This is a genomic window from Williamsia sp. Y712, from assembly GCF_059445525.1.
The window spans coordinates 88885-114483 of the sequence record NZ_JCAIUN010000001.1 but is presented as its reverse complement, the minus strand read 5'-3'; the positions used below and the strand labels follow the sequence as shown (position 1 = coordinate 114483).

27 protein-coding genes are annotated in these 25599 nt (G+C 63.8%); 18 read left to right on the top strand and 9 right to left on the bottom strand.

Translation table 11 applies throughout. The features are described from left to right. The first annotated feature begins 81 nt into the window (after positions 1 to 81). From AC1D75_RS00570 to AC1D75_RS00535, 8 genes are all read left to right on the top strand, one after another. On the top strand, positions 82 to 1248 hold the full coding sequence (locus AC1D75_RS00570) for an acyl-CoA dehydrogenase family protein (RefSeq protein WP_495515933.1): 1167 nt from the start codon (positions 82 to 84) through the stop codon (positions 1246 to 1248). Beyond that, positions 1248 to 2015 carry an SDR family NAD(P)-dependent oxidoreductase gene (locus AC1D75_RS00565; protein ID WP_495513398.1) on the top strand — a complete coding sequence of 256 codons (768 nt, stop codon included), beginning with the start codon at positions 1248 to 1250 and terminating at the stop codon, positions 2013 to 2015. Before AC1D75_RS00570 ends, AC1D75_RS00565 begins: the two co-directional genes overlap by 1 nt. Further along, positions 2015 to 3295: a CaiB/BaiF CoA transferase family protein gene (locus AC1D75_RS00560; protein WP_495513397.1), complete on the top strand. Its 1281-nt coding sequence runs from the start codon at positions 2015 to 2017 to the stop codon at positions 3293 to 3295. The genes AC1D75_RS00565 and AC1D75_RS00560 overlap by 1 nt, the downstream gene beginning before the upstream one ends. Further along, the gene (locus tag AC1D75_RS00555; RefSeq protein WP_495513396.1) at positions 3285 to 4106 is read left to right on the top strand and encodes an enoyl-CoA hydratase/isomerase family protein; all 822 of its coding nucleotides are present in this window, start codon (positions 3285 to 3287) and stop codon (positions 4104 to 4106) included. Before AC1D75_RS00560 ends, AC1D75_RS00555 begins: the two co-directional genes overlap by 11 nt. Beyond that, a complete protein-coding gene (locus AC1D75_RS00550; RefSeq protein ID WP_495513395.1) occupies positions 4107 to 5252 on the top strand; it encodes a thiolase family protein in 1146 nt (381 codons plus the stop codon). 13 nt (positions 5253 to 5265) lie between these two features. Further along, positions 5266 to 6414 carry an acyl-CoA dehydrogenase family protein gene (locus AC1D75_RS00545; protein WP_495513394.1) on the top strand — a complete coding sequence of 383 codons (1149 nt, stop codon included), beginning with the start codon at positions 5266 to 5268 and terminating at the stop codon, positions 6412 to 6414. Between the two features lie 94 nt (positions 6415 to 6508). Further along, complete coding sequence (locus tag AC1D75_RS00540; RefSeq protein ID WP_495513393.1) at positions 6509 to 7114, top strand: TetR/AcrR family transcriptional regulator; 606 nt, start codon at positions 6509 to 6511, stop codon at positions 7112 to 7114. Beyond that, the gene (locus AC1D75_RS00535; protein ID WP_495513392.1) at positions 7111 to 7614 is read left to right on the top strand and encodes a hypothetical protein; all 504 of its coding nucleotides are present in this window, start codon (positions 7111 to 7113) and stop codon (positions 7612 to 7614) included. Before AC1D75_RS00540 ends, AC1D75_RS00535 begins: the two co-directional genes overlap by 4 nt. Positions 7615 to 7691: 77 nt before the next feature. Here AC1D75_RS00535 and AC1D75_RS00530 read toward each other — a convergent pair whose 3' ends face one another. The 7 genes from AC1D75_RS00530 to AC1D75_RS00500 form a co-directional block, all read right to left on the bottom strand. Continuing rightward, on the bottom strand, positions 7692 to 8363 hold the full coding sequence (locus AC1D75_RS00530) for a hypothetical protein (RefSeq protein ID WP_495513391.1): 672 nt from the start codon (positions 8361 to 8363) through the stop codon (positions 7692 to 7694). 82 nt (positions 8364 to 8445) lie between these two features. Next, on the bottom strand, positions 8446 to 8904 hold the full coding sequence (locus AC1D75_RS00525; RefSeq protein WP_495515932.1) for a pyridoxamine 5'-phosphate oxidase family protein: 459 nt from the start codon (positions 8902 to 8904) through the stop codon (positions 8446 to 8448). A 51-nt stretch (positions 8905 to 8955) separates the two neighbouring features. Then, positions 8956 to 9969, bottom strand: coding sequence for a zinc-dependent alcohol dehydrogenase (locus AC1D75_RS00520; protein WP_495513390.1), 1014 nt, complete (start codon positions 9967 to 9969; stop codon positions 8956 to 8958). Beyond that, positions 9966 to 10934: an NADPH:quinone oxidoreductase family protein gene (locus AC1D75_RS00515; protein WP_495513389.1), complete on the bottom strand. Its 969-nt coding sequence runs from the start codon at positions 10932 to 10934 to the stop codon at positions 9966 to 9968. The genes AC1D75_RS00520 and AC1D75_RS00515 overlap by 4 nt, the downstream gene beginning before the upstream one ends. Positions 10935 to 10940: 6 nt before the next feature. After that, the gene (locus AC1D75_RS00510) at positions 10941 to 11705 is read right to left on the bottom strand and encodes an enoyl-CoA hydratase-related protein (RefSeq protein ID WP_495513388.1); all 765 of its coding nucleotides are present in this window, start codon (positions 11703 to 11705) and stop codon (positions 10941 to 10943) included. Next, positions 11702 to 12715, bottom strand: coding sequence for a phosphotransferase family protein (locus tag AC1D75_RS00505; RefSeq protein WP_495513387.1), 1014 nt, complete (start codon positions 12713 to 12715; stop codon positions 11702 to 11704). Before AC1D75_RS00505 ends, AC1D75_RS00510 begins: the two co-directional genes overlap by 4 nt. Beyond that, positions 12715 to 14016 carry an acyl-CoA dehydrogenase family protein gene (locus AC1D75_RS00500; protein WP_495513386.1) on the bottom strand — a complete coding sequence of 434 codons (1302 nt, stop codon included), beginning with the start codon at positions 14014 to 14016 and terminating at the stop codon, positions 12715 to 12717. The genes AC1D75_RS00505 and AC1D75_RS00500 overlap by 1 nt, the downstream gene beginning before the upstream one ends. 112 nt (positions 14017 to 14128) lie before the next feature. Between AC1D75_RS00500 and AC1D75_RS00495 the strand changes: the two genes are divergently transcribed. Genes AC1D75_RS00495 through AC1D75_RS00480 form a run of 4 tightly spaced genes read left to right on the top strand, consistent with a single transcriptional unit; the run spans position 14129 to position 16429 of the window. Continuing rightward, positions 14129 to 14575 carry a VOC family protein gene (locus AC1D75_RS00495; RefSeq protein WP_495513385.1) on the top strand — a complete coding sequence of 149 codons (447 nt, stop codon included), beginning with the start codon at positions 14129 to 14131 and terminating at the stop codon, positions 14573 to 14575. Further along, complete coding sequence (locus tag AC1D75_RS00490) at positions 14575 to 15405, top strand: SDR family oxidoreductase (protein ID WP_495513384.1); 831 nt, start codon at positions 14575 to 14577, stop codon at positions 15403 to 15405. The genes AC1D75_RS00495 and AC1D75_RS00490 overlap by 1 nt, the downstream gene beginning before the upstream one ends. Positions 15406 to 15441: 36 nt before the next feature. Next, positions 15442 to 15774, top strand: a complete 333-nt coding sequence (locus tag AC1D75_RS00485) for a hypothetical protein (RefSeq protein ID WP_495513383.1) — start codon at positions 15442 to 15444, stop codon at positions 15772 to 15774. Positions 15775 to 15796: 22 nt separating this feature from the next. Continuing rightward, positions 15797 to 16429: a TetR/AcrR family transcriptional regulator gene (locus tag AC1D75_RS00480; protein ID WP_495513382.1), complete on the top strand. Its 633-nt coding sequence runs from the start codon at positions 15797 to 15799 to the stop codon at positions 16427 to 16429. On the opposite strand, the gene AC1D75_RS00475 is transcribed toward AC1D75_RS00480, so the two are convergent. Further along, on the bottom strand, positions 16413 to 17084 hold the full coding sequence (locus tag AC1D75_RS00475; RefSeq protein ID WP_495513381.1) for a TetR/AcrR family transcriptional regulator: 672 nt from the start codon (positions 17082 to 17084) through the stop codon (positions 16413 to 16415). The genes AC1D75_RS00480 and AC1D75_RS00475 overlap by 17 nt on opposite strands. 109 nt (positions 17085 to 17193) lie before the next feature. Here AC1D75_RS00475 and AC1D75_RS00470 point away from each other — a divergent pair, with 109 nt between their 5' ends. The 4 genes from AC1D75_RS00470 to AC1D75_RS00455 are packed head-to-tail and all read left to right on the top strand — an operon-like array spanning position 17194 to position 22329. Next, positions 17194 to 18489, top strand: a complete 1296-nt coding sequence (locus AC1D75_RS00470; RefSeq protein ID WP_495513380.1) for a hypothetical protein — start codon at positions 17194 to 17196, stop codon at positions 18487 to 18489. A gap of 11 nt (positions 18490 to 18500) precedes the next feature. Then, complete coding sequence (locus tag AC1D75_RS00465) at positions 18501 to 19907, top strand: acyl-CoA reductase (RefSeq protein WP_495513379.1); 1407 nt, start codon at positions 18501 to 18503, stop codon at positions 19905 to 19907. Beyond that, positions 19900 to 20895 (top strand): aldo/keto reductase, encoded by a 996-nt coding sequence (locus tag AC1D75_RS00460; protein ID WP_495513378.1) that lies wholly within the window; start codon positions 19900 to 19902, stop codon positions 20893 to 20895. The genes AC1D75_RS00465 and AC1D75_RS00460 overlap by 8 nt, the downstream gene beginning before the upstream one ends. A gap of 15 nt (positions 20896 to 20910) precedes the next feature. Beyond that, complete coding sequence (locus AC1D75_RS00455; RefSeq protein ID WP_495513377.1) at positions 20911 to 22329, top strand: aldehyde dehydrogenase family protein; 1419 nt, start codon at positions 20911 to 20913, stop codon at positions 22327 to 22329. Positions 22330 to 22391: 62 nt separating this feature from the next. Here the strand turns inward: AC1D75_RS00455 and AC1D75_RS00450 are convergent, their stop codons facing one another. Next, positions 22392 to 23153: an SDR family NAD(P)-dependent oxidoreductase gene (locus AC1D75_RS00450; RefSeq protein WP_495513376.1), complete on the bottom strand. Its 762-nt coding sequence runs from the start codon at positions 23151 to 23153 to the stop codon at positions 22392 to 22394. Between the two features lie 69 nt (positions 23154 to 23222). On the opposite strand from AC1D75_RS00450, the gene AC1D75_RS00445 reads away from it, so the two are divergent. Further along, a complete protein-coding gene (locus tag AC1D75_RS00445) occupies positions 23223 to 23996 on the top strand; it encodes an SDR family NAD(P)-dependent oxidoreductase (RefSeq protein WP_495513375.1) in 774 nt (257 codons plus the stop codon). Between the two features lie 177 nt (positions 23997 to 24173). Then, entirely contained in the window at positions 24174 to 25550 is a 1377-nt protein-coding gene (locus AC1D75_RS00440) for an ABC transporter substrate-binding protein (protein WP_495515931.1), read from the top strand. Positions 25551 to 25599 lie beyond the last annotated feature (49 nt).

Genomic DNA, 25599 nt, shown 5'->3' with positions numbered 1-25599 from the left:
TTCACGTCGCAGACGTGGTGACTCGACATGGAAATCGGCTCGACACGGAAGAATCGGAAGGAATGCGTTGTGTCCACCGGAATGAACTTTGATTTGACCGAGGATCAGGAGCTGATCCGCAAGTCGGTATCCGAGCTGGCAAGTCGTTTTGATGACCAGTATTGGATGGAAAAGGATCTCGCGCACGAGTTTCCGAAAGAATTCTACAAAGCGATCGCCGATGGTGGCTGGCTGGGAATGACCATGCCGGAGGAGTACGGCGGTCATGGCCTCGGCATCACCGAGGCGACGCTGTTACTGGAGGCGGTCTCGCGTTCCGGCGGTGCGATGAATGCCGCGAGTTCGATCCACCTGTCGATCTTCGGTATGCATCCGGTGGTCGTACACGGATCCGACGAGTTGAAGGCGCGCACGCTACCCCGAATCGTCAACGGCGACCTGCACGTCTGCTTCGGTGTGACCGAACCCGGTGCCGGCCTTGATACTTCGCGGATCACCACGTTCGCCAAGCGCGACGGCGACAGCTATGTCGTCAACGGTCGCAAGGTGTGGATCTCCAAGGCGATGGAGTCGGAGAAGATCCTGCTGCTGACCCGAACGACGAAGTACGAAGACGTCGAGAAGAAGACCGACGGCATGACGCTGTTCCTCACCGATCTCGACCGCAGCAAGGTGACGATCCGGCCGATCCCCAAGATGGGACGAAACGCGGTGACCTCCAACGAGTTGTTCATCGACGACCTCCGGATCCCGATCGAGGATCGGGTCGGAGAAGAGGGCCAGGGCTTCAAGTACCTGCTCGACGGCCTCAATCCCGAACGGATGCTGATCGCCTCGGAGGCCCTCGGTATCGGCCGCGTGGCCCTCGACAAGGCCGTCAAGTACGGCGGCGAGCGGGTCGTGTTCAATCGGCCGATCGGCATGAACCAGGGTATCCAGTTCCCGCTGGCCGACGCGCTGGCCCACCTGGATGCCGCAGAACTGGTGCTGCGCAAGGCAACCTGGCTCTACGACAACAAAAAGCCCTGTGGCCGTGAGGCGAACACCGCAAAGTATCTTTGTGCTGAAGCCGGTTTCAATGCGGCCGACCGGGCCCTGCAGACGCACGGCGGTATGGGCTACTCGGAGGAGTATCACGTCGCGCGGTACTTCCGCGAGGCCCGGCTGATGAAGATCGCCCCGATCAGCCAGGAAATGATTCTGAACTATCTGGGTTCACATACTTTGGGAATGCCGAGGAGCTACTGATGAGTGTCAAGAGTGGGATGTTTGATCTGACCGGACGGTCGGCCCTGGTCACCGGCGCTGCCGGTGGCATCGGTTCGGCTGTGGCAGAGGCGTTTGCCGCTGCCGGTGCCGCTGTTCTGGTCACCGACATCAATGGCGAGGCGGCCACGTTGGTTGCCAAGCGCATCGTCGAATCCGGTGGCAAGGCAGAGGGTTTCGAGCTCGATGTCAGTGATCGCGAAGGTGCCGATGCGGCTGCGTCGGCTGCGGCCGCGCTCGCCGACGGTGTCCTGCACATCGTTGTCAACAATGCCGGGGTCACCGCGCCTGCGATGTTCAAGGACACCACCGGAGAGTCGTTCCAGCGCATGCTCGACATCCACCTCAAGGGCGCGTTCAACTGCTCCCAGGCGGCGCTGCGGTTCCTCCCGACCGACGGCACCGGCCGAATCATCAACGTGACATCGTCCGCCGGTATCACCGGGACGCTGGGGCAGGTCAACTATTCGGCGGCAAAGGCCGGGATCATCGGTCTGACAAAGTCACTCGCGCGTGAGCTGGCCCGCAAGCAGATCCTCGTCAACGCGCTGGCGCCGCTGGCGGCGACGCCGATGACCAAGACGATCCGCACCAACGAGAAGTTCGCCGAGACCATGCTCAACCGGATCCCGCTGCGGCGCTGGGCGGAACCGGAAGAGATCGCAGGCGCATTCCTGTTCCTCGCCTCTGATGCCTCATCGTTTGTTACCGGCCAGGTCTTGCCGGTTGATGGCGGCATGGTGATGTGATGACAAACGCTGACCTTTCGGCGACACCTGACCAATCGGGGGCAGCTGACCAACCGGGCGCCGGTGAGTCGGTTGGCCCGCTCGCCGGTGTCACGGTGGTGACCCTCGAGCAGGCGATCTCGGCCCCGATGTGCACCAGGACCCTCGCAGATTTCGGGGCCCGGGTGATCAAGGTCGAGAACCCGAAGGGCGGTGACTTCGCCCGTCATTACGACGACGTGGTGAAAGGGCAGGCAGCCCACTTTGTCTGGGCCAATCGCGGTAAGGAATCGGTAACCCTCGACCTGAAGTCGGAGGCCGGGATCGATCTACTGCATCGGCTACTCGACCAAGCCGATGCGCTGGTGTCGAATCTGGCACCCGGAGCCACTGCACGGCTCGGGTTGTCGGGGGACGAGCTGGCGCAGCGCCATCCGAATCTGGTTGCGGTCGAGATCGATGGGTACGGCAGCGGTGGTCCGTTGTCGCACAAGCGGGCCTACGACCTGCTGGTGCAGGCGGAGGCAGGCGTCTGCGCCGTGACCGGTTTTCCGGGACAACCGGCGAAACCCGGTCCGCCGGTGGCGGATGTCTCGACCGGCCTCTATGCCGCGCTGTCGATCATCGCGCTGCTGTACTCGCGGGACCGGCGCATTGCGCAGGGCAAGGGTTCCGCCGAGGTCAAGGTGAGTCTCTTCGACACCGCGGCCGAGGTCATGGGCTATCAGCTGAACTACACCCGCCATTCGGGGATCGACCAGCAGCCGTTGGGCATGAGTTCGCCCGCGGTGTCGCCGTATGGTTCGTACGCCACCGCCGACGGGCAGACCGTGGTCCTGGGCACCACCAATGACAGTGAGTGGCAGCGTCTGGCGCGGGAGATCATCGGGCGCGACGATCTTGCGGACGACCCCCGTTTCGCCAACAACAGTGGCCGGGTGGCGAACCGGGAAATTCTCCAGGAGGCCGTCGGGGCGTGGTGCGGGAAGCACGATCTGGCCGAGATCCAGCAGATCGCGGACAAGGCCGGGATCGGTAACGCGCGGTATAACACGCCCAGTGAGGTGATCGCGCACCCGCAACTCTCCGAGCGCGACCGGTGGCGCGACATCGATACGCCGAACGGACCGATCGCGGCGTTGCTGCCACCGCCGATCATCTCCGGTTTCGATCCGCCGATGGGCGCGGTACCGGGTCTCGGTGAGCACACCGAGAAGATCCTGGCCGATGTGGGCGTCGGCGAGGCCGACCTGGTCGGATTACGAGCACAGGGTGCGGTTGGTCCGGCGTATGAACGCTGAGCCAGAACTGCTGTGCGCTGACCGCGACGGTGTCCGCACCCTCACCCTGAATCGACCGCATCGCAAGAATGCGATCAGCCGAGAACTCTGGATTGCGTTGCGTGAAGCGCTGATCGCCGCGGGTGATGATCGCAGCGTCCGGGCCCTGGTGATCACCGGTGCAGGCGGGGCGTTCTGCTCGGGCGCCGATATCGCCACCCCGGACCCGACGCATCCCACGTACAAACTGCGGAACCTCACCGCAGTTGCCGAGTTGTTGCACAACCTCCCGATGCCGACGATCGCCAAGGTCGACGGGGTGGCCGTGGGTGCGGGCTGGAATCTGGCGCTCGGCTGCGATTTCGTGGTCGCCACACCCGGATCGACGTTTTCGCAGATCTTCGTCAAACGCGGACTGTCGATGGATCTCGGCGGTTCCTGGCTGCTGCCCAAACTCGTCGGCCTGCAACAGGCCAAACGACTGACGATGCTTGCCGACACGATCGATGCAGAAGAGGCCCGCGCACTGAACCTCGTCACCTGGGTTGTCGCCGCATCCGAGCTCGACGGATTTGTCGACGATCTCACCGGCCGACTCGCCTCCGGCCCGCCGATTGCACTGGCACAGACCAAGGCTTTGCTCAACGAGGGCGCCGATCGCACATTGCACGACGCGTTGGCCAACGAGGCCCGGGCGCAGGCGGCCAACTTTGCCACCCGCGATGCCCAGGAGGCGTTTGCTGCCTTCAGTGCGCGGAGAACACCGGAATTCACCGGCCAGTGGGCTGTGCCCAGGCCGTCATCGTCAGAACACCGAAGTGGAGAAAAGTAGATGCGCGAAGTTGTCATCGTCGAGGCGGTTCGTACCGCTGTCGGAAAGCGGAACGGTGGGCTGGCCGGCGTCCACCCCGTGGATCTTTCGGCTCATGTACTCATTGCGCTGGCCGAGCGCAGCGGGGTGAACCCGGAGATCATCGATGATGTTGTCTGGGGCTGCGTTTCGCAGGTCGGCGACCAGTCCAGCAACGTCGGCCGGTACTCGGTTCTCGCGGCGGGATGGCCGGAATCGATCCCCGGCGTCACGATCAACCGGGCGTGCGGATCGAGCCAGCAGGCCCTCGACTTCGCGGTGCAGGCTGTGATGTCGGGCCAGCAGGACGTGGTCGTGGCAGGCGGAGTCGAGGTGATGAGCCGGGTGCCGCTGGGCGCGGCTCGATCCACCGGCGCACCGTACGGCCCCAAAGCCCTTGGCCGCTATGAGGGTTTTGCCTTCAATCAGGGGATCTCGGCAGAAAAGATCGCCCAGAAGTGGGGCTTCGACCGAACCTCGGTCGACGAGTTCTCGGTGCTCTCGCATGAGCGGGCCGCAGTGGCGCAGGATGCCGGTGCATTCGAAAGTCAGATCGTCGCGACCCCGACCGACGACGGTGTCGTCACCGTCGACGAAGGAATTCGCCGGGGGAGCACGGTCGAAAAGCTCGCGAACTTGAAGCCCGCGTTCTCCGAAGACGGAGTGATCCACGCCGGCAACTCTTCCCAGATCTCCGACGGCGCAGCCGCATTGCTGGTGATGACCCCGGAGAAGGCGCGCGAACTCGGCCTGAAGCCGTTGGTGCGGTACACCGCGGGCGCCGTTGTCGGCGACGATCCGGTGCTCATGCTCACCGGCCCGATCCCGGCCACCGCGAAGGTCCTCGCCAAGGCAGGCGTGAAGCTCTCCGAGGTCGGTGTGTTCGAGGTGAACGAGGCATTTGCCCCGGTCCCGATGGCCTGGCTCGCGGAGACCGGAGCCGATCCGGCCCTGCTCAACCCGCTGGGTGGCGCGATCGCTCTTGGCCACCCGCTCGGTGGCTCGGGCGCGATCCTGATGACCCGCATGATCAACCACATGCGCGACAACGGGATTCGGTACGGACTGCAGACCATGTGTGAGGGCGGCGGCACTGCCAACGCCACCCTCGTCGAATTGGTTTCGTGAGAGAGGAAGCGAAATGAGACGCGGAGTATTCACCGAGGACCACGAGGAGTTCCGGGCGCTGGCGCGCGACTTCATCGGCAAGCGCATCGTTCCGGAGTACGCGGCCTGGGAGAAGGTCGGTCAGATGCCGCGCGAGATCTTCGCCGAGCTCGGATCGCTGGGCCTGCTGGGTATCGCGATCCCCGAGGAGTTCGGGGGCGCAGGCCTTCGCGACTACCGTTACAACGTCATCCTCCAAGAGGAGGCGGCACGAGCGCTCGTCACCCTGAGCACCGTCCGGACCCAACTCGACGTGATCCTCCCGTACTTCCTCGAGTACGCCAACGAGGACCAGCGAGCTCGCTGGTTCCCTGGACTCGCCAAGGGCACCCTGTTGTCGGCGATCGCGATGACCGAACCGGGTACCGGCTCCGACCTCGCAGGCGTCACCACCAATGCCGTCCTCGAGGGCGACGAGTACGTGCTGAACGGGGCGAAGACATTCATCACCGGGGGTTTGCTCGCCGACCTGGTGATCGTCCTGGCCCGGACATCGACCGATCCGGACAACCGTCGCGGTGGATTGTCACTGTTGGTCGTGGAGGACGGCATGCCCGGATTCGAGCGCGGCCGGGTGCTCGACAAGATGGGCTGCAAAGTCCAGGACACCGTCGAACTGTCGTTCGACAACGTCCGGGTGCCGGTGGCGAACCTGCTCGGTGAGGAAGGCAAGGCGTTCGGATATCTCGGCCGGAATCTGCCACAGGAGCGCATCACGGTGGCCGTCGGATCGATTGCCCAAGCGCGGGCGGCCGTGGCGACCACCATCGAGTACGTGAAGGAACGCAAGGCCTTCGGTACGCCGGTTGCGTCGTTCCAGAACACCAAGTTCGAACTCGCGGCCATGTCGGCCGAGATCGAGGCCGGACAGGCGATGGTCGACCGGGCTGTCCTCGATCTCGTGGACGACGAACTGTCCGGTTCAGACGCCGCACGGGTGAAACTTTTCTGTACCGAAGTTCAGGCACGGGTCGTCGATCGTTGCCTGCAGCTCTTCGGTGGCTACGGATACATGACCGAATATCCGATCGCACGGCTCTACCTCGACGCCCGGGTCGCACGCATTTATGCAGGTACCAGCGAGGTCATGAAGGTGATAATCGCCAAGTCGCTCGGTCTGTGATCTGCAACCCAGATCAAATTTGATGAGACCCTTGTCACAAGGCGGAATCCAACCTACTATCTGTTCAGTTGGTTGGCTGTAGCGAAGGAGATCAGTGGCGCGCGATCGGCCGTATGAGGCACTTCTCGTCAAAGGCGAGGAGCGCAAGCGACAGATTCTCGAGGTCGCTCAGCGGTTGCTTGCCCGCAATGGGTGGCGAAACACGACTCTGTCGCAGATCGCCACCGAAGCCGGCGTCAGCTCCGCCGGTTTGCTCCACCATTTCGAGTCCAAAGCGCAGCTCTTGCATGCGGTACTCGAGATGCGTGATGCCGACGACGACCAACATGCTGATCGCGCAGGCGATCTGCTGGATGGGATCGTGAGGGTCGCCGAGCGATTCGAACGATCCCCGGAATTGATAGGAACGTTTGCGGTTCTCCAGATGGAGAACCTCGAACCTGATGCGCCGCTGCATGATCGCCTGCTCGCCAGGTATCACGCCGCAATTGACACCGTTGCCGCTGGTATCCGGCGCGGGCAGGTCGATGGTCGATACCGGACGGACTTCGATGCAGATTTGAAGGCCGTCGAAATAGTCGCCTTTCTCAACGGGATGGAAACATCATGGCTGCTGGATCAATCAATTCCACTGACGCAAGTGTTCAGGGAGTACGCACGATCGCTGGCGAAGGACTTCGAGCGGGTGACGAGTTCGTGAAGTACCGCCTGGTGGTCGTTGCGCCCACGGCGAACGAGGTCATCAAGTACGCGGGCGGTCTGGTGTTCGACCGCGGTATGGCCGGCTGGGACGTCACGGTGCTGGTGCAGGACGATCCGACCGCACGGGCCCTGCAGATCCTCGGCGCGCAGACGGTCGACTTCGAGGCGGCCTTCGAATGGCGTGGACTCGGCTTCCATCCGCAGGCCGTGGTCACCGCGGGTTCGCTCTACGAGCGCGATGATCGGGTGCGCCAGGGTGTGCAGCAGATCCTCGAAGACGGTGAGACCGAGGTGACCCTGTGGGGAGATAGCCTGCCATCGGAACTCGACAGCCGGATCGGAACGGTGCGGCACCGCCTCAGCGTCGCCGCCAGGGCCTTCAAGGCGCAGGCGCTCGCAGCAGCGTCTCTGCCTGCCGACGCCGTTGGACTCTCCGAGGTGTTCCGCTGCGGAAAGACCCATTCGTGGGAGGGTCTGTCGGATCTCGTTCCGGCCTGACAACCCCGAACTCTGACCTGGGCCCTGACACGTATGTGTTGGGGCCCAGGTTTTTTCGCGGTTTCAGTGCACTCTGTTCAGGCCAGATGTAGCGCCGGTGGCGCCTTGGTGCGTAACTTGTTGCCCAAGAAGGATTCTGAGTGCGCGACATCTGTTGCGGAGGCTGCCGTGGCCGAGAGCGCATGCCGCTTGAAAGCGCGGGCCGCGTTGCTGAGTTGATGTTCGACCGCAGTGACGTCGTCGCGGTCCACCGCGGGCCGAGCCGGACCCCACAACATGGTGTTGGTGTCACCCTCGTCGAAGGATTGACGAACGGCCTCGCGGAGCCGGGTGTTGCGGACGCACAGGTCGCCGGCGATCACGACCTTCTGGGGCCAAGGCGTGTGGCGACGTGACGCAAGTGCCGGCTCGAGATCCATCGCAAGGGCTGTGTCCACGTCGAGGATCCGGGTGCCGAGTATCTGCAGCGGTCGCGGATCGGCCTCCGGCGGAACCAGGACCGTGACAACCCAGCCCGCCATGATGTGGTCGAACAGCAGGCCGCCGGCATGCTCGACGAGATCGGCAGTGGTGGTGCCCAGGACGGCCAGCCGGTACGGCAGGTCGCGGCTTCGAGCTCGCAGGCGCTCCTGCTTCACCAGCCGGACAGCGTCGACGAGCTGATCGTTGGTGGCGAAGGCGGGCACCACCGTCATCGTTGCCCGTACGGGTGTCGACGACGGCGTGGGCCGCCCGGCTGCTCCGCTCACGAGAACATTGTGGCCACCGAACCGATTCGATGGTTGTGGTTTCGCCGATTCGATGTCCGATCGGCGTGAGGTGCCACCGCCATTACTTTCCGGCCTTCCGGAAGTCCCAGCTGACGATCTTCTCCGGGACAACTCGAAGCCAGGCATGCCGTCCGTCGTAACCGAACCTGCCGCCGGCGTACTTCGCGCCGAATGCTGCTTCTGGGGCGATGAGCTCTTCGACCGGCTCACCGGTCCTCGGCACTTCGCCGACCGGGGTTGCGTTGCCGATGATCTCCACGCCACACAGATCGGAGAAGTCGTCGCCCGAGTCCACGAGCACCGACACCCTCCGGTCGCGAACGATGTCGGTCCAGCGCTGACTTTTCACAAGAGAATTGAGCCACAGCACCTGGCCGTCCCAGACGTACCAGAGTGCTGAGATGTGCGGGGCGCCGTTCATGCCGCTCGTTGCCACCCGGCAGGTGCGGTTCTCGTTCAGGAACACCTCGCGTTCCTCCGGTGTCATGGCGATGCGTCGCCCGCGTTTCTGCTCCCGCAACTGGTCGCTCAAGGTTCGCCCTCTCGTGGATGTTCTTGTGGTGCAGCCGGTTCAAGGAAAGATGACAACCACTTTGTCGGCGGCACCCGGGGTGGATGCGGTGGACAGGGCCTGCTCGACATCGGTGAAGTCGAACTGGTCGCTGACGATCACCGCAAACTTTTCCCAGTGGTCGGCGATCTCCGCTGCGACCTGGAAAATCTCATCGGGGTAACCCATCGCGGTCACGATGTTGATCTCAGCGCCGAGGAGGAAACCGAAGTCGACCTCGACAGGCGCTTTGTGCACGGCGACGATGCCCACGGTGGCGTTCTGTTTGGCCGACTGCATCGCGATGTGCAGCACCTCGGGAACTCCGGCGGCATCGAGGTAGATGTCGGTGCCTGCGCGGGGTTTGCCGGTTGCGGTGGTGCCCGGACCATGTAGTTCGAGTAGTCGAGTTCCGACGTCTTCGGTGGCGGAGTTGATCACCGCATCGGCGCCAACCGCGAGCGCCTTCTCCAGTCGCGACGGGAGAATATCGGCCACCACAACGTGTTTCGCGCCGCTGAGTTTGTATCCGATCACCGCGCCGAGTCCGATGGGCCCGGCACCGAAGATCAGGACGGTGTCGCCGGGTTTGACGCCGGTGCGGTTCACGGCATGGCGGGCGACCGCCATCGGCTCATTGAGCGCGGCAACGTGGAACGGGACCTCGGGTGGCACGACCGCGAGATTGCCTCCGACTTCAGCCCGCTCGACCAGGACGTATTCCGACAGGGCGCCGACCGGTCCACCACCACCCATCATGCCGGTGCCGTCGGCCATCGGGTTGATCACGACATGGTCGCCGACCGTCAGACCGACCACCAGTTCTCCGACCTCGACGATCTCTCCGGCCGGTTCGTGCCCGAGCGGGGTTTTGCCCTGCAGCGGTGGGATACCGCCGATCTCGATGTAGAAGCCGTCCGAACCGCAGATTCCGCACGCCCGCATCTTGATCAGGACATCTTCGGGTCCTGGACTGGGGATGGGTATGTCGATGATCGCGGTGGTACCGACGCCGGAAACGATGACCGACTTCACCGGGTGACCTTGACGAGTACTTTGCCGATCGCCTGACCGTCGGCGACCAGACGCAATGCCGAGGCTGCCTCGTCAAGGGGGTAGGTCGCGCCGATGTGGGGGACCGCAGTGCCCTTGACCAGGAGTTCGGCGAGTTCGTCCTCATTGCGGCGGTACTCGTCCGGCGGCAGATCCTGGAACTGGAATCCCAGCACGTGCACCCCTTTGACGAGGATGAGGTTGAGCGGGATCCGCGGAATGGTGCCGGAGGCATAGCCGATCGTGACAAAACGTCCGCCTCGGCCCAGCGCCCGCAATGCGGGTTCGGACTGGTCGCCACCGACAGGGTCGATGACCGCGTCGGCGCCGCCGGGGACCAGTTCGCGTAGCGCGGTCCGCAGGTCGGCGTTTCGGTGGTTGATCACGGTGGTGGCGCCGTAATCCTTGGCAACGGCGAGCTTTTCGTCCGAGGACGCGACGGCGGTGACGGTGGCGCCGATCGCGACGGCGAGTTGCACCGCCGCCAGTCCGACGCCGCCCCCGGCACCGAGGACGATCACGTGGTCACCCGATTTCACACGGGCCACCGAGCGCAACGTGTGGTACGCCGTGCGGTGTGCGACACCGAAGGCGGCCGCCACCTCGTCGGAGATCGACTCCGGGATCTTCTTCAGTCCGGCGGCTTTTGCACACACCTCTTCGGCGAACGCACCCACGATGCCTGTCCCGGCCACCCGGTCGCCGACGGCCACCGATGTGACATCATCGGCGACCTCGGTGACCTCACCGGCGAATTCGCTGCCCGGTACAAACGGCGTGGGGACCTTGACCTGGTATTCCCCGGCGATCACGAGTACGTCCGGGAAGTTCGCCGCGGCGCAGGCAACTGCGACTCGGGCCTGGCCGGCTTGCAATGTCGGCGCGGGAATATCCTGCACCTCAACGATTTCCGGAGGACCAAGTTCCCGGCACACGGCGGCGCGCATCTGGTTCTACCGTCCCTGCCAGTTCGGTTCGCGCTTTTCGATGAACGCCATGGCGCCTTCTTTGGCGTCGTTGCTGCTGAAGACGATCTCCTGGTGCCGTGCCAGACGGACCTTTGCGGCCGCGGCGTCCGATACCGAGAGCCGGACCAGTTCCTTGCAGGCCGTCAGGCTCAGCGGAGCGTTGGCCGCGACACGCTCGGCATATCCGATCGCTACGTCGAGCACGTCTTCCTGCGGTGCAACAGCATTGACCAAACCGATCTCGTAAGCACGCTGCGCCGTGATCAGATCACCGGTCAGAGTCATCTCCAATGCGATGCCCATCGGGATGCGGGTTCCGATCGTGGTGCCACCGCCACCGGGGAAGAGGCCGCGCTTGACCTCGGGTAGCCCGAACTTCGCTGCCGTCGACGAGACGATGATGTCGCAACCCAGCAGCAGTTCGAGGCCACCACCGATCGCGGTGCCGTTGGCGGCGCCGATCACCGGGATGGCGAGGTCGCCGGAGGCGAGGCGGCTGAAGCCTTCGGATGTGAAGTCGCCACCTTCGGCGAATGCCCGCAGGTCCATACCGGCGCAGAAGGCGCGGTCGCCGGTGCCGGTCAGGACGATGGCGCGGATCTCCGGATCGGCCTCGGCTTCCAGCGCCGCCGTACCGATGCCGCGAAGTAGACTGCCGGTGAGTGCATTTCGGGCTTCGGGGCGGTTGAGCCGCAGGATCAGGACGGCGCCGCGCCGCTCTGAGATGAGCTCGTCGGTTGTTGTGCTCATGATTTGTAGTCGCTCGATTCTGCGAACTCGGCGGCCGAACGCATCAGGGTTTCGATGACCGGACCGTAGGCCTGCAGCTTGATGTCGTCACCGGCACGTTGGAAACCCTGCTCGAGGACGATGGCGAGCTTCCACTTCGCCAGCACCAGGTAGTAGTCCAGATCGTCGACCTGGCGGCCCGACACCTTGGAGTAGTGGTTGATCATCTCATCGCGCGACGGCATCCCGGACAGGTCGACATAGCTGGCCGTGGCGGCCTCAGGTGCATTGGTGTCCTCGGGCCAGCCCTGGACCATCCAGGCCAGATCCAGCTTCGGGTCGCCGACGGTACCCATCTCCCAGTCGACGATCGCGGCGAGCTGTGCCGGAGCGCCCTCTTTGTACATCACATTCGCAAATTGGTAGTCGCCGTGCATGATTCCGGGGATGAAGTCGAGCGGCTTGTGAGCGTTCAGCCAGGCGGTGGCCTCGCTCATACCCTCGAGTTCACGGGTTTTGATCCGGTCGAAGAACCGGGTCCACCGCGACACCTGGCGCTCATGGAAGCCGTCGGGCCGGCCCAGATCGCCGAGGCCCTGGGCCTTCCAATCGACCTTTGACAGCAGCGCGATACCCTCGGCCAGCTGATATGCCAGGCCTTTTCGCAATTCGAGGTCGGAGGTGAACGGTTCCTTCCACTGCTTGTTGTCCATCGGCGACCAGCCGTCGACGTAGCCCATCAGGTAGAACGAGCGCCCCAGGACCGAGGTGTCGGAGCAGGCAGCGATCGCCTTGGTGTGCGGAACCTCGGTGCCGTCAAGGGCTTCGATGATTCGCCATTCGCGCATGATGCCCTCATCGCGGTTGGCAGGCGCGGCGGGCGGCGGCATCCGGATCACCGAAACATGTTCTCCGCGAGTGAGCTTGTAGATTTCGTTCTGCGTTCCGCCGGACAGGAACTTGGCCTCGAGCGGTTCACCTTTGCCGAGTCCGGCCTGGTCCATCCAGTCCGCGAGCTTAGTCAGGTCCATCAGAGGTTCCCCACTTCGAGTTCGAGAAATTCGGCGTATTTGGCTTTGGCTGCAGCTTGTTTGCGAGGGATCCACTCGGTGGGCCACAGATCGTCGGTGGCCTTGTAGTCGCGCAATACCTGCTTGGCGACGGTCATCTTGTGGACCTCGGTGGGGCCGTCGGCCAGGCCCATCACAGCGGCGCCGTGCACCATGGTCAGGAAGGGCATCTCGTTGGTGACACCGAGGGCGCCGTGTACTTGCATTGCCCGCCAAGCGATGTCGTGCAGGACCGTGGGCATGACCACCTTGGCGGTGGCGATGTCTTTGCGGACCTTCTTGTAGTCGTTGTACTTGTCGATCTTCCAGGCCGTGTTGAGGACGAACAGCCGGAACTGTGCCAACTGTGCGTACGAGTCGGCGATGTAGCCCTGGATGAACTGCTTGTCGGCCAGAAGGCTGCCCGCGGTTTCGCGGCTGAGGACGCGTTCGCACATCATGTCGATTGCCTTCTGGGCCAACCCGATCGTGCGCATGGCGTGGTGGATCCGGCCACCGCCGAGGCGGGTTTGCGCCACTGCGAATGCCTGACCTTCGCCGCCGAGCAGTGCGCTGTCGGGGACGCGGACGTTGTCGTAGTGGATCAGGGCGTGGGTGCCTTCGTCCATCGGCTCGCCGAACAGTCCGACGTTGCGTTCGATGATCACGCCCGGGGTGTCGGTGGGGACCAGGAACATCGACATGCCCTTGTACGCGCTCACGTCGGGGTTGGTGACAACCATGACGATGAGGAACGACGCGGTCTTGGCGTTGGACGAGAAGTACTTGTAGCCGTTGATGATCCAGTGATCGCCGTCGCGGACCGCGCTGGTCTTGAACTGCGTCGGATCGGCGCCGGCCTGCGGCTCGGTCATCGAGTAGCTCGAGAAACATTCGCCGTCGAGCAGTGGCTGCAGGTACTGCTTCTTCTGGTCCGGGGTGCCGTAGTGGGCGATGATCTCGGCGTTGCCCGTGTCGGGGGCCTGGCAGCCGAAGACGATCGGAGCCCACGAGGAGCGGCCGAGGATCTCGTTGAGCAGGGCCAGCTGGAGCTGGCCGTAGCCCTGACCGCCGAGGTCTGGGCCGAGGTGGGTCGCCCACAAACCCTGATCGCGAACCTGCTGCTTGAGAGGGTCGATCGCCTTGCGACGTCCCCCGTCGAGCGGGACGAACTGCATATGTGGCCACGCGTGATCGAGTGGTTCGACTTCTTCGCGGACAAATTCATCGGCCCAGTCCAGTTTCGCCTGGTACTGCGGGTCGGTCTCAAAATCCCATGCCATGGAGGCCTCCTCGTTCCGTGTGAGAATATCATTCTGGCGAGACGGAACACAATTCTTATTAGTGTGAAGATCGTTCCGAATAGGGTGTCCAAACGGAAGGCGGTTACCACCAATGAAGGCTGAAGACCTGTTTCACGTCGGAATCGTGACGCACGATCTGGAGGCGACCCAGGCGCAGTTGTCGTCGCTCCTCGGCTATCAGTGGGGCCCGGAGATCGGGGCTCCCATCGAGGTCACGCTGCCCACCGGGGACGTGACGGTGGACGTCAGATGCGCCTACTCGATCACCACCCCGAGGCTGGAGGTGGTGCGCAGCATCCCGGGCACCTTCTGGGAACCGGCCGAAGGCGCAGGCATCCACCACGCCGGTTACTGGTCCGATGATGTGGACGCCGACGTCGCCGAACTGGTGGGACACGGCTACGTCACCGAGGTGACCCGCAAGGGTCCGGACGGTTCGACCTTCTTCGCATTCCTGCGCAGTGACACCGGTTTTCGGATGGAACTCGTGACCCGCCTGGCGGAGCCGTCGTTGCAGCAGTGCTGGGCGGTGCGCTGATGGGCACTGTTGGTGTGGTGACCGGTGCCGGACGGGGCATGGGCCTGGACTGTGCGCGCCGGTTGACCGGCGTGGTCGACACGCTGGTGCTCGTCGATCTCGATGAGGCAACGGTGAAGGCCGCGGCGCAGGAACTGTCATCGGCCCAGGGGGCTGTCGTCGAACCGCATGTCCTCGACATCACCGATGCCGACGGTGTGCAACGGCTTGCCGATCGCGTTGCCCAACTCGGGACCCTGCGGGCGGTGGCCCACGTCGCGGGCATTTCCCCGACGATGGCGGACTGGCGCCGGATCTTCACGGTCGATCTGGTTGCGACCGCAAGGCTTGCCGACGTGTTTCGGCCGCTGACCACGGCGGGGACGGCATGGGTCTACTTTGCGTCGATGGCCCCTGCCATCGGCGGGGTCGAGATCGATGCCGCCACCGCGGAGATCCTCGACCACCCGCTCGAGCACGACTTCCTGGATCGGATCCGGGAGAGCTTCGGGCCGACGATCGAGCATCCGGGCGCGGCGTACGCCGTGGCCAAACTAGGGGTGAAACGGTTTGCGCAACAGGAAGCGGTGCGTTTGGGGCCACTCGGCGGTCGCGTGAACTCGGTGTCCCCGGGGCTCATCGACACCCCGCAGGGCCGTCAGGAAGCGGCCGACAATCCCCGGATCACCGAGTGGATCGGGACGACGCCGGTGGGTCGACTCGGGCAGGCGGCCGAGCTCGCGTCGGTGGTCGCGTTCGCGCTGTCGGACGAGGCGAGCTTTCTCAGTGGTACCGACCTGCTTGTCGACGGCGGACTGTGTGCCGCCGTGCGCGGTCCCGGTTCGCGCTGACCGTCGCAGTCGAAAACAATTGAAAGGTAACAAGTTATGGCAAAGGGTATCTACTACGTCGAATCCCGGCCGGCATCGCAGGCGGTCGACGCCGAGTTCAACCATTGGTACGACGAGGTCCATCTGCCCGAGATGATCGCGATCGACGGAATCATCTCGGCCCGACGATTTGCGCCGGTCACCGATGACGGACCCTACGTTGCGATCTATGAGCTGGAAGGCGATGACCTGCCGACGATTCTCGAGGCGATGATGGCCGCGGCGCGGGCGGGTGCGCTCACGTTGTCGGACCTTTCGCAGAAAGACCCGACACCGACCAGGCGACTGCTCGAGGTCACCACCGAGTACCCACCGACGGATGGGCATTAATCTTGATGCTGTGGACAAACAGATGAGCGGGGACGCGGCCGACGATCTGGCGAGCCGGATCGCCGAGCGCAGCCTGGCCAAGCGGGGTGCCAACTATGCGGCCGAGGTGCGCCGGTTGCTCGATGCCGCGCTCAGCGTCATCCAGGAGCGGGGTACCGAGTCCCGGCCACGGGTTGCCGACATCGTCTCTGCCGCCGGTCTGTCGAATGAGGCCTTCTATCGGCACTTCTCGTCGAAGGATGCGCTCGTGGCGGCGTTGCTGGAGGACGGTACCGCACGCTTGCGCCAGTACGTCGCTCATCAGATGAGCAAGGAGCCGAGCCCCGAGGGCAAGGTCCATCGTTGGGTCGAAGGTGTGCTCGCGCAGGCGATCGGGGATACCGCCGATTCCACCCGCGCGGTCTCCTGGAATGCCAGTGGTCTGGCCGGTGACAGCATGGGGGGCGCGGTGTCGGCCAACGGCCCGATGGCGTCGTTGCTGACCGAACCGTTTGCCGAACTCGGCAGTACCGACCCCGATTTCGATGCGTTGCTCGCCGCCCATGCCACACTCGGCATGCTTGCCGACTACCTGTGGCGACGTGTCGAACCCACGCAGGCAGACATCGCCCGCATCTACGAGTTCTGTCTGAGGGCGGTCACCCCTGCGGCGTAGGTCGCAGGCTGCGCAGGAATAGTTCGACCGCGGCACGGATGTGCCGGTCCTGCTCGGTGGTGTCCCGGACGATGCCGAACGACGCCAGTCGCGACTGGCCGCCGACCATGCCGAGGAAGAGTTCGGCGAGCACACCCGGGTCGTCCGCTTCGATCGAACCGGTTGCGGTGTGCCGAACGAGTAGGTCGACGACGAACTGCTTGCGCGGCCAGAAGCCGCTTCCGTATGTGCGACGGGCGATTTCGGGATAGCGCGAGGCGTGGGCGATGGCTATCTGCTCCAGCTTGATCATCGACGGATTCGTCGCACGGCGGATGGCTGCACGGGCAACGGCCGTCAGTGCCGCTTCGAGGTCGTCCGGATCGGGCGCCGGAGGCTCGGGCTCCGGCCAATCGCGTTGCTGCAGTGCCCACCCGAGTACCGACCGGAAGACATCCTCCTTGGTGGGAAACCGGGCGTAGAGCGAGGGCTTGGTGGTTCCGGCCGCGGCGGCGATCGCGTTCATCGACGTGCCCTCGTAGCCGTGCTGCAGGAACTCCTCGAGTGCGCACTCGCGAATTTTGCGATCGAGTGCGCCTGCCTGGGCTTTTGTCGGACGGCCGCCGCGGCTGCGGGTTGGGCCGCCGGGTGGTGTGTCGGAGTTGGTCGACGTCACCAGGGAAAGTCTGCCACCTCTGGCCCTGGACAGAAAACTTTACCCGCAGGTATGGTTAATGAAACGGGTTCCCACACCCCCTCACTTTTCACATTCCACGGAGGCAGCAATGTCAGTGACCACGAGTCCGCGAGATGTCGTCGAGCAACTCGATGCCCGTTTCCAGGAGCGCCGCGAGCAGGTTCCGGTTCTGAGGCAGCGTGCTGACGCCGAAGGCATCACGCAGATCCGGGCCCGAGAAGACCTCATCCCGCTGCTGTTCCCGCACACGACGTACAAGAGCTACCCGGAATCGCTCATCGCGAAAGGTAAATGGTCGCAGATGAATCGGTGGCTCGACTCGCTGTCGACGCACCGGGTTGCAGATGTCGATGTCGACGGGGTCGAAGACGTCGATGGCTGGATCGGCCGCCTCGAAGCCGCCGGACACATGGTGTCGAGTTCCAGTGGCACCAGCGGCAAGGGTTCCTTCCTCAACAAGACCAAGACAGACCTCGACACAAACGCGACCAACATGCTCGACTGCCTGACCGATCTCGGGCTACCCCCGCAACAGATCTGGAACTTCATCCCGGTTGGTCCGGAGACCAGCCTCACCGCACACGTTGCGCTCAAGGACATGCTGGCCGCGGCCTACGGCAGGCCGGATGGTATCGCGATGCCGCCGAGCACCGCCCCGGCCGGACACCACAAGTACATGGCGCTGCTGCAGGCGATGCGCCGGGCCATGGCCGACGGCACCGCCGCGCCGGATGAGATCGCCGCATTCGAGGCGAAAGCCGCACAGCGCCAGCAGAAGAACGAAGACCGGTTGCACTACCTCGCCGAGCAGATTCTCGCCCGTCGCTCCGAACGCTTCTTCTTCAGCGCGCAGTTCCCGAATCTGTTCCGGCTGACCGAGATCCTGAAGGAGATCGGCGGCAAAGACGGTGACATCACCGGTGAGAATGCGCTGACCACCGGTGGTGGCCTCAAAGGGATGTCGTTGCCGGATGACTACCGCGAGCAGATCTACCGGATGCTCAACATCGATCCGAGCCGCTTCCTGCACTACTACTCCATGCAAGAACTCAATCAGCGTCTGCCGAAGTGCCTGTCCGGGCGATACCACGTGCCCGCCGAGGTGGTCCTGTTCGTGCTCGACAAGAACGGTGAGACCTTCGCGCCTGCCTCGGACGGGCAGGTCGAAGGGCGTGCGGCGTTCTTCGACACCACCGTCGACGGGCGCTGGGGCGGAACGATTTCCGGGGACAAGATCATCGCCGAACTCGATGGCTGTCCCTGTGGACGCGCCGGCACCACGGTCCTGGACCAGATCGCCCGCTACTCCGATCTCAAAGACGACGACAAGATCACCTGCGCCGGCACCATGGATGCCTACGTGCGCGGATTCATCGAGGACTGAGGACCGATCACGTGACCACCACATTGAGCCCGACCAAATCCAAGATCCGGGTACCGCACTTTGTTCGGGGCAAGCTGATCTGGGGTGAGGACAACGAGTATCTCTCCAGGGATTTCGGCGTTCCCTTCGTCACCCCGAAGATCGAGTTCAACGAACTGTTCGTGCCACGTACCGAGCAGGGACCGGCCTTTGACATGCCGGTGTCGGAGATCATCGACTTCCTGGTCGAGACGGCCTCCCACCTGTCGCTGGAGAAGAACGAGTACCTGCAGGAATCGCTGGAGATGACCCTGCAGGTCAGTGCCCTGCCCCGGCGCATCATCGAGAACACTTTTGCCAGGCCGGGACAGTTCCTCACCAGGGAGGCGATGGAATACCGGCTGAAGAAGACCTTCGGAAGCCTCGAGGTGCTCGACGGCTGGGTGGAGAACACCGATCCGAACGGAAGCGTCAGCCGGATAAGGGCTTTCCCGCCACGTCTGGTGCACATGTTGGCGGGCAACTCGCCGAGTGCGGCAATGACGTCGATCGCTGACGCCGCACTGACCAAGGCCGTCAACGTGTTCAAGATGCCGTCGGCCGATCCGTTCACCACCGTCGCGGTATTGCGCACCATGGCCGACATCGCCCCCGATCATCCAGTGCTCCAATCGATGTCGGCGGTGTACTGGAGGGGCGGTGACGAGAAGGTCGAAAGTGTCCTCTACCGGTCGCAGTACTTCGACAAGCTGGTCGCCTGGGGTGGCGGCGCCGCGATCGAGAACGCGGCGAAATATGTGGGTCCCGGTTTCGGGCTCATCTCTTTTGATCCCAAGGTGTCGATGTCCGTCATCGGCCGGGAGGCGTTCGAAACCGAGGAGACCCTGCTCGAGGTCGCGGAGCTGGCCGCCAAGGACGTCACGATCTTCAATCAGGATGCCTGCCTCGCCGCCCGGCACATCTGCGTCGAAGGGGACATCGAGCAGGTGGATCGCTTCTGCGAGCTGCTCCATGAACGTCTCGGTGTTGACCGCGATTTCGCGTCGGCCGTCGGACCGAAGCCGGCCTCCGATATCCGGGAGGCCGTGGAGGGGATGCGCTTCCTCGAGCCCGAATATCGGGTCTGGGGTGAATTCGACGGCCGCGGACTGGTTGTCCGATCGCCGGAGATGGTCGACTTCCATCCCACCAACAAGACTGTGAACGTCATCCCGGTGGACAGCATGCGCGACGCTGCGGCGTTGGCCACAGTGGCCACGCAGACCGTTGGCGTGTACCCGACGAATCGAAAGGCCGAGATCCGTGATGATCTGGCCACTGCTGGCGTGCAACGTCTGGTGAAGCTCGGAAGTGCCATGAAGGGCAGTATGGGTGGCCCCCATGACGGTATGTACCCGTTGCATCGATTCGTGAACTGGGTGGTGGACGACGATGCCTAGCGGGGTCGAGGGTTCCGGCGCTGCGATGCCCGTGCGGATCCTGGGCAGATCGGGCCTGCGGGTCAGTGAGCTGTGTCTGGGGGCAATGACATTCGGAACCGACTGGGGTTTCGGCTCCGAGGAGCAGGCCTGCGCCGAGATCTACAACGTCTTCCGGGAGGCAGGCGGCAACTTCGTCGACACCGCCAACGTCTACACCAACGGGGCCAGCGAAGAGATCCTCGGACGTCTGGTTGCCTCCGAACGAGACAACGTGGTGCTCAGCACCAAATACACGCTGCCGACGGACAAAGACGACCCGAACTCGGGTGGCAGCCATCGAAAGAGCCTGCGTCGCAGTGTCGAGACAAGTCTGCGACGCCTCGACACCGACTACATCGACCTGTTGTGGGTGCATGCCTGGGACCAGTGCACCCCGGTCGAGGAGACCCTGCGCGGGCTCGATGACCTGGTGCGGTCCGGCAAGGTCCTTTCCATCGGCGTGACCAACACCCCGGCCTGGGTGGTCGCTCGCTCGGCGGCGATCAGTGAACTGCGCGGGTGGACATCGTTCTGCGCCATGCAGGTCGAGTATTCGCTGGTTGCGCGGACTCCCGACCGGGAACTGATGCCCATGGCGCGTGAGCTGGACATCGCGGTCTGTGCGTGGAGTCCGCTGGCGCGTGGGTTGTTGGCGGGCAAATCCTCGGACGACGGTCCGGCGAAGTTGTCGCCGTCAGGTCAACGGGCCGTGTCGGTGGCGAAAGAGATCGCTGCCGAACTCGACACCACACCCGCACGGGTGGCGCTGGCGTGGGTGATGCGCCAGGGACTGATGCCGTCGATCGGGGCGAGAACCGTTGCGCAGCTGAGAGATAATCTGGGCGCCCTGGCGGTACGGTTGGAACAGACCCACCTCGATCGGCTGGAGACGGCCACCCGGGTGCGGCTCGGATATCCGCACGATTTTCTCAACAAACGGCGTGCGGTCTTCACCCCGACCAGTTAGAAGGACCTGACAGACGTGCAAAAACTCGACCACTGGATCGGCGGCGCCAACGCGGCGCCGTCGGCAGGCGAATACCTTGGTGTCACAGATCCGGCGAGCGGCAATGAGGTTCGCCGGATCGCAGCCGGGAACGCCGCAGACATCTCCCTCGCGGTCACCGCGGCCGAATCGGCTGCCGAGGCCTGGCGTCAGGTCCCGGGGCTGGCCCGCGCCCGGTTGTTCTCCGACCTCGCACGTGCGATGCGCGACAACGCAAAGGAGCTCGCGCAGCTGGAGATCAGCGAGACCGGCAAACCCGAGGCGGTGGCACTGGGCGAGGTCGAGGGCTCGGCCACCTACTTCGATTTCTATGGGGGCCTGATCGGGATGCCGGTCGGTGAGACGCTGGACGTGGCACCGGATCAGCATGTCTACACCCGGCGTGAGCCCTTCGGCGTGGTCGGTGTGATCACGCCGTGGAATGTGCCGCTCAACCAGGCGGCGCGAGCCTGCGCTCCTGCGCTGGCTGCCGGAAACACGGTGGTGGTCAAGCCGTCCGAGTACACATCGTCGACCACTGTGCGGCTGGCGCAGTTGGCGTCCGAAGTGGGTTTTGCGCCGGGAGTGTTCAATGTGGTGCTCGGCAACGGGCGTGATGCCGGTGCCGCGGTGGTAGAGCACCCGTCGGTGGCGAAAGTCGCTTTCACCGGGTCGGTTCCGACCGGCCGGGCGATCGGCAAGATCGCGGCCGAACGCATCATTCCGCTCACCCTCGAATTGGGTGGGAAGTCGGCCAACATCATCTTCTCCGATGCGGATCTCGATGCGGCCGTTGCCGGTTCGCTACAGGCCTTCACCGCCAACGCCGGCCAGGTCTGTTCGGCCGGCACCCGATTGCTTGTCCACCGCTCGGTCCATGACGAGGTGGTGCGCAGACTGGTCGACCGCGCTGCGAACGTGCGAGTGGGCCGCGATATCGGCCCGCTGATCACCCGAGATCAGTTCTCGCGGGTGCAGGAGTATTTCAAGGTCGCCGAAGCCGATGGGGCCCACACCGCATCCGGCGGCACGGTATCGACCGTTGCCGGCGAGACCGGCGGGTTCTACATCGACCCGACGATCTACACCGGTGTCGACAACTCGGCACGGATCGCCCGCGAAGAGATCTTCGGTCCCGTCGTCGTGGTGATTCCATTCGACGACGACGCCGAAGCCGTTGCGCTGGCCAATGATTCCGACTACGGACTGGTTGCCGGGGTGTGGACCACGGACGTCTCCCGCGCATTGACGGTGAGCGACCGTCTCCGGGTTGGTCAGGTGTTCGTGAACACCTGGTCTACGGCGTCGGTCCAGACTCCGTTCGGTGGCTGGAAAAACAGTGGCTACGGGCGCGAAAAAGGTGTTGAGGCGCTGCATCATTACAGTCAGGTCAAGTGTGTGACCATCAAACTCTGACCCCCTGCGCGCGTGCCGGTGATCATCGGCACGCGCGGCCCGAGGGGGTGGTGGCGAGAGGATCAGCGGAGAACGGTGCCGCCGTCGACGTTGACGACCTGGCCATTGATCCAGGAGCCGTCGTCGGACATCAGATAGGCCACCATGCTCGAGACGTCGCGAGCTTCACCCAACCGGGTGCTGCGGTTGCCACGCAGCATGCCCTCCAGCATCTTTGGGTCGGCCCCCTGCTTGATCTCGTCGGTCAGGATCAGGCCAGGGGTGATGGCGTTTGCCCGGATCCCGTCCTTGCCCCAACCCGAGGCGACGTGGCGGGCAAGGGCATTGATCCCGGCTTTGGTTGCGGAGTAGGCCGGTCTGCGCGCATCGCCGGTGAACGCGGCGATCGAGGACGTGTAGACAATCGAGCCGCCACCGCGTTTGAGAAGTTCCGGGATGCTGTGCCGACTGACCAACATGTGGCCACGGAGGTTCACGGAGATCGTCCGGTCCCAGACATCGAGATCGATGTCGACGACGTTGGAATCCTTGGTCACCGATGCCATGTCGCCGGCATTGATGTGTACGGCGTCGAGTCCGCCGAAGGTTGCCACCGCAAACGCGATGAGCTCCTTGACCGAAACGTCGTCGGCGATGTCGAACTGCGCGGCAACCGCCTGGCCGCCCGCGGCGTTGATCGCGGCGGCGGTCTTCTCGGCGCCGTCTGAGTTGAGGTCACCGACAACTACTTTCGCGCCTTCTCGGGCCAATCGCTGTGCCGAGTCGGCCCCGAGTCCGGTGGCGGCCCCGGCCACCACGACAACTTTGTCCTGCAGTCCCTGCATCAACTGGCTCCCTTGTGAACATGCGCATGAGAATAACGATCTAAGTAATCAGAATGCTATTCTCATGGCATGAATGCAACCCCGGAACCCGCTGCCGATCTCGCTGAATTGTTCTCGTTGAAGGGCAAAGTAGCCCTCGTGACAGGTGGCAGTCGCGGTCTCGGCCGAGAAATGGTGCTGGCCTTTGCCTGGGCCGGGGCCGACGTCGTCATCGCCAGTCGCAAGCTTCCTGCATGTGAGGAGACGGCTCGCGAAGTGGAGGCGCTCGGCCGAAAGGCGTTGCCGGTGAGTGCTCACGTGGGCAAGTGGGAAGACGTCGACGCACTGGTGGAGACGGCGTATGCGCACTTCGGCAAGATCGACATCCTGGTCAACAATGCTGGTTTGTCGCCGGTGGCCCCGTCTTCGGAGGAGACGAGCGAGGAGCTCTTCGACAAGGTAGTCGCCGTGAACTTCAAGGGGCCGTTCCGACTTGGTTCATTGGTCGGTCGTCGGATGGCTGACGGTGACGGTGGATCGATCATCAACATCTCGTCGTCAGGTGCACTCTTTCCGGCACCGAAATTCGGTCCTTACGCCGGGGCGAAAGCGGCGCTCAACACATTGGCGGGCGTCTTCGGTCGCGAATACGGCCCGAATGTACGGGTCAACACGATCTCGGCCGGACCGTTCCTGACCGATATCTCGAAAGGGTGGGGCGACGATGCGCGTACCGGTTTGCGCAGTGCGGCTGGGCGTCCGGGCGAGACGTCGGAAATCGTGACCACTGCCCTCTACCTGGCCAGCGCAGCGTCTACCTTCACCACGTCGTCGTTGATCCGGGTCGATGGCGGGTTGTACTGACCTTTACGTGCTGTCCGATCATTGGCCAAAAGACGCAGGTCAGCCAGGCTGTTCGACCATTCCTGGTTAACCTTATAAGGATAAAGTTTCAAACTGCTCCGCTCCGGTACTCGTCGGGGATAGGCTCCGCGCTACCGGGGGGCCACGATCGAGGAGGAACAGTTGAAACCGCATCGCATGCTCGTGGCCGTGTCGGCCGCCGCACTGCTTGTTGTTGCCGGATGTAGTAGTGACCGTGGAAGCGGCGACGGTGACGAGGGTGGAGGTGGTGGTGGAGGGACCGCGTCTTCGGAGACCGCGTCGAGCGACTTCGGCACCCTGTCCGACGTCTGTCAGGACGGCTCCGCCACCGGATCGCCGACGCAGGGTGTCACCGACAGTGAGATCAAGGTCGGGGTGTTCTCCGATGTGGGCTTCACCAAGAATCCTGAGTTCGTCGAGGCGGCAAAGGTGTTCACGTCCTGGTGCAACGACCTCGGTGGCATCAACGGTCGCACTCTGGTGGCGAACACCCGTGACTCGAAGCTGATGGAAACCCGCCAGCAGATGATCGCCGCCTGCCGCGAGGACTTCGCGCTCGTCGGTGGTGGCAGTGCACTGGACGGGCTCGGGGTCAAAGAACGGCTGACCTGTGGGCTGCCCAGTTTCCCGGGCCAGACCGTGCAGCCAACGGTGACCGGTTCGGAGCTGCAGGTCAGTGCTTCGCCCAGCCAGACCGTGGGCTACGACCCCTACTTCCAGTTCCGGACCTGGCTGATCAAGGATGCCTACCCGGATTCGGCCAATGCAATCGGAATCATCAACGGTGACTCGCCGTTGACCAAAGACATTGGCGCCCAGGCCATCGAATCCACAGAGGCTGCCGGTGGCACCTACGTCTACAACGACCTTTACCCCGCGATGGGTGTCTCGGACTGGACCCCGTACGCACAGTCGATCAAGAGCAAGAATGTCAAGGGACTCCAGTTCTATGGCGATTTCAAGCAGCTGGCCAAGCTCGAGAGTGTGTTGACCTCACTCGACTACAAGCTGGACTGGATCGATACGAACAACAACGCCTATGGCCCGCAGTTCATCGAGCTGGCAGCCGATTCCCTCGACTTCCAGAACAACTACCTCGACATGGGTGGCGTGGCACCGCTCGACAGTGACGAGCCGGCCATCACCGAGCTCAAGGCGCTGTATGAGAAGTACGCCCCGGATGCCGAGATCACGTTGCCCGCCATTCGGGCGATGTCGGCATGGTTGCTCTTTGCCAAGTCCGCCGCGAGCTGTGGCGACGACCTGACCCGCACCTGTGTCTACGACGCCGCGAAGGCTGAAACAGCGTGGACCGGCGGTGGATTGACCGCGCCACAGAACCTGGCGCAGCCTGCTCCGCCGTCGCCCTGCTTCAACGTCGAGCAGGCCACACCCGATGGTTGGGAGGCCGCAGATTTCAAGCCGGACAACGGTCTCTACCGCTGCGACGTCCCCGCCTACAAGTACACGACCGACTACGGCACACCCATGACGCTGGCTGACGTCGGAATGACCATGGCCGACATCAAATAGTACGAAGAACAATCAGCTGGTGCGAACTCGGACTGATCACCGAACAGGT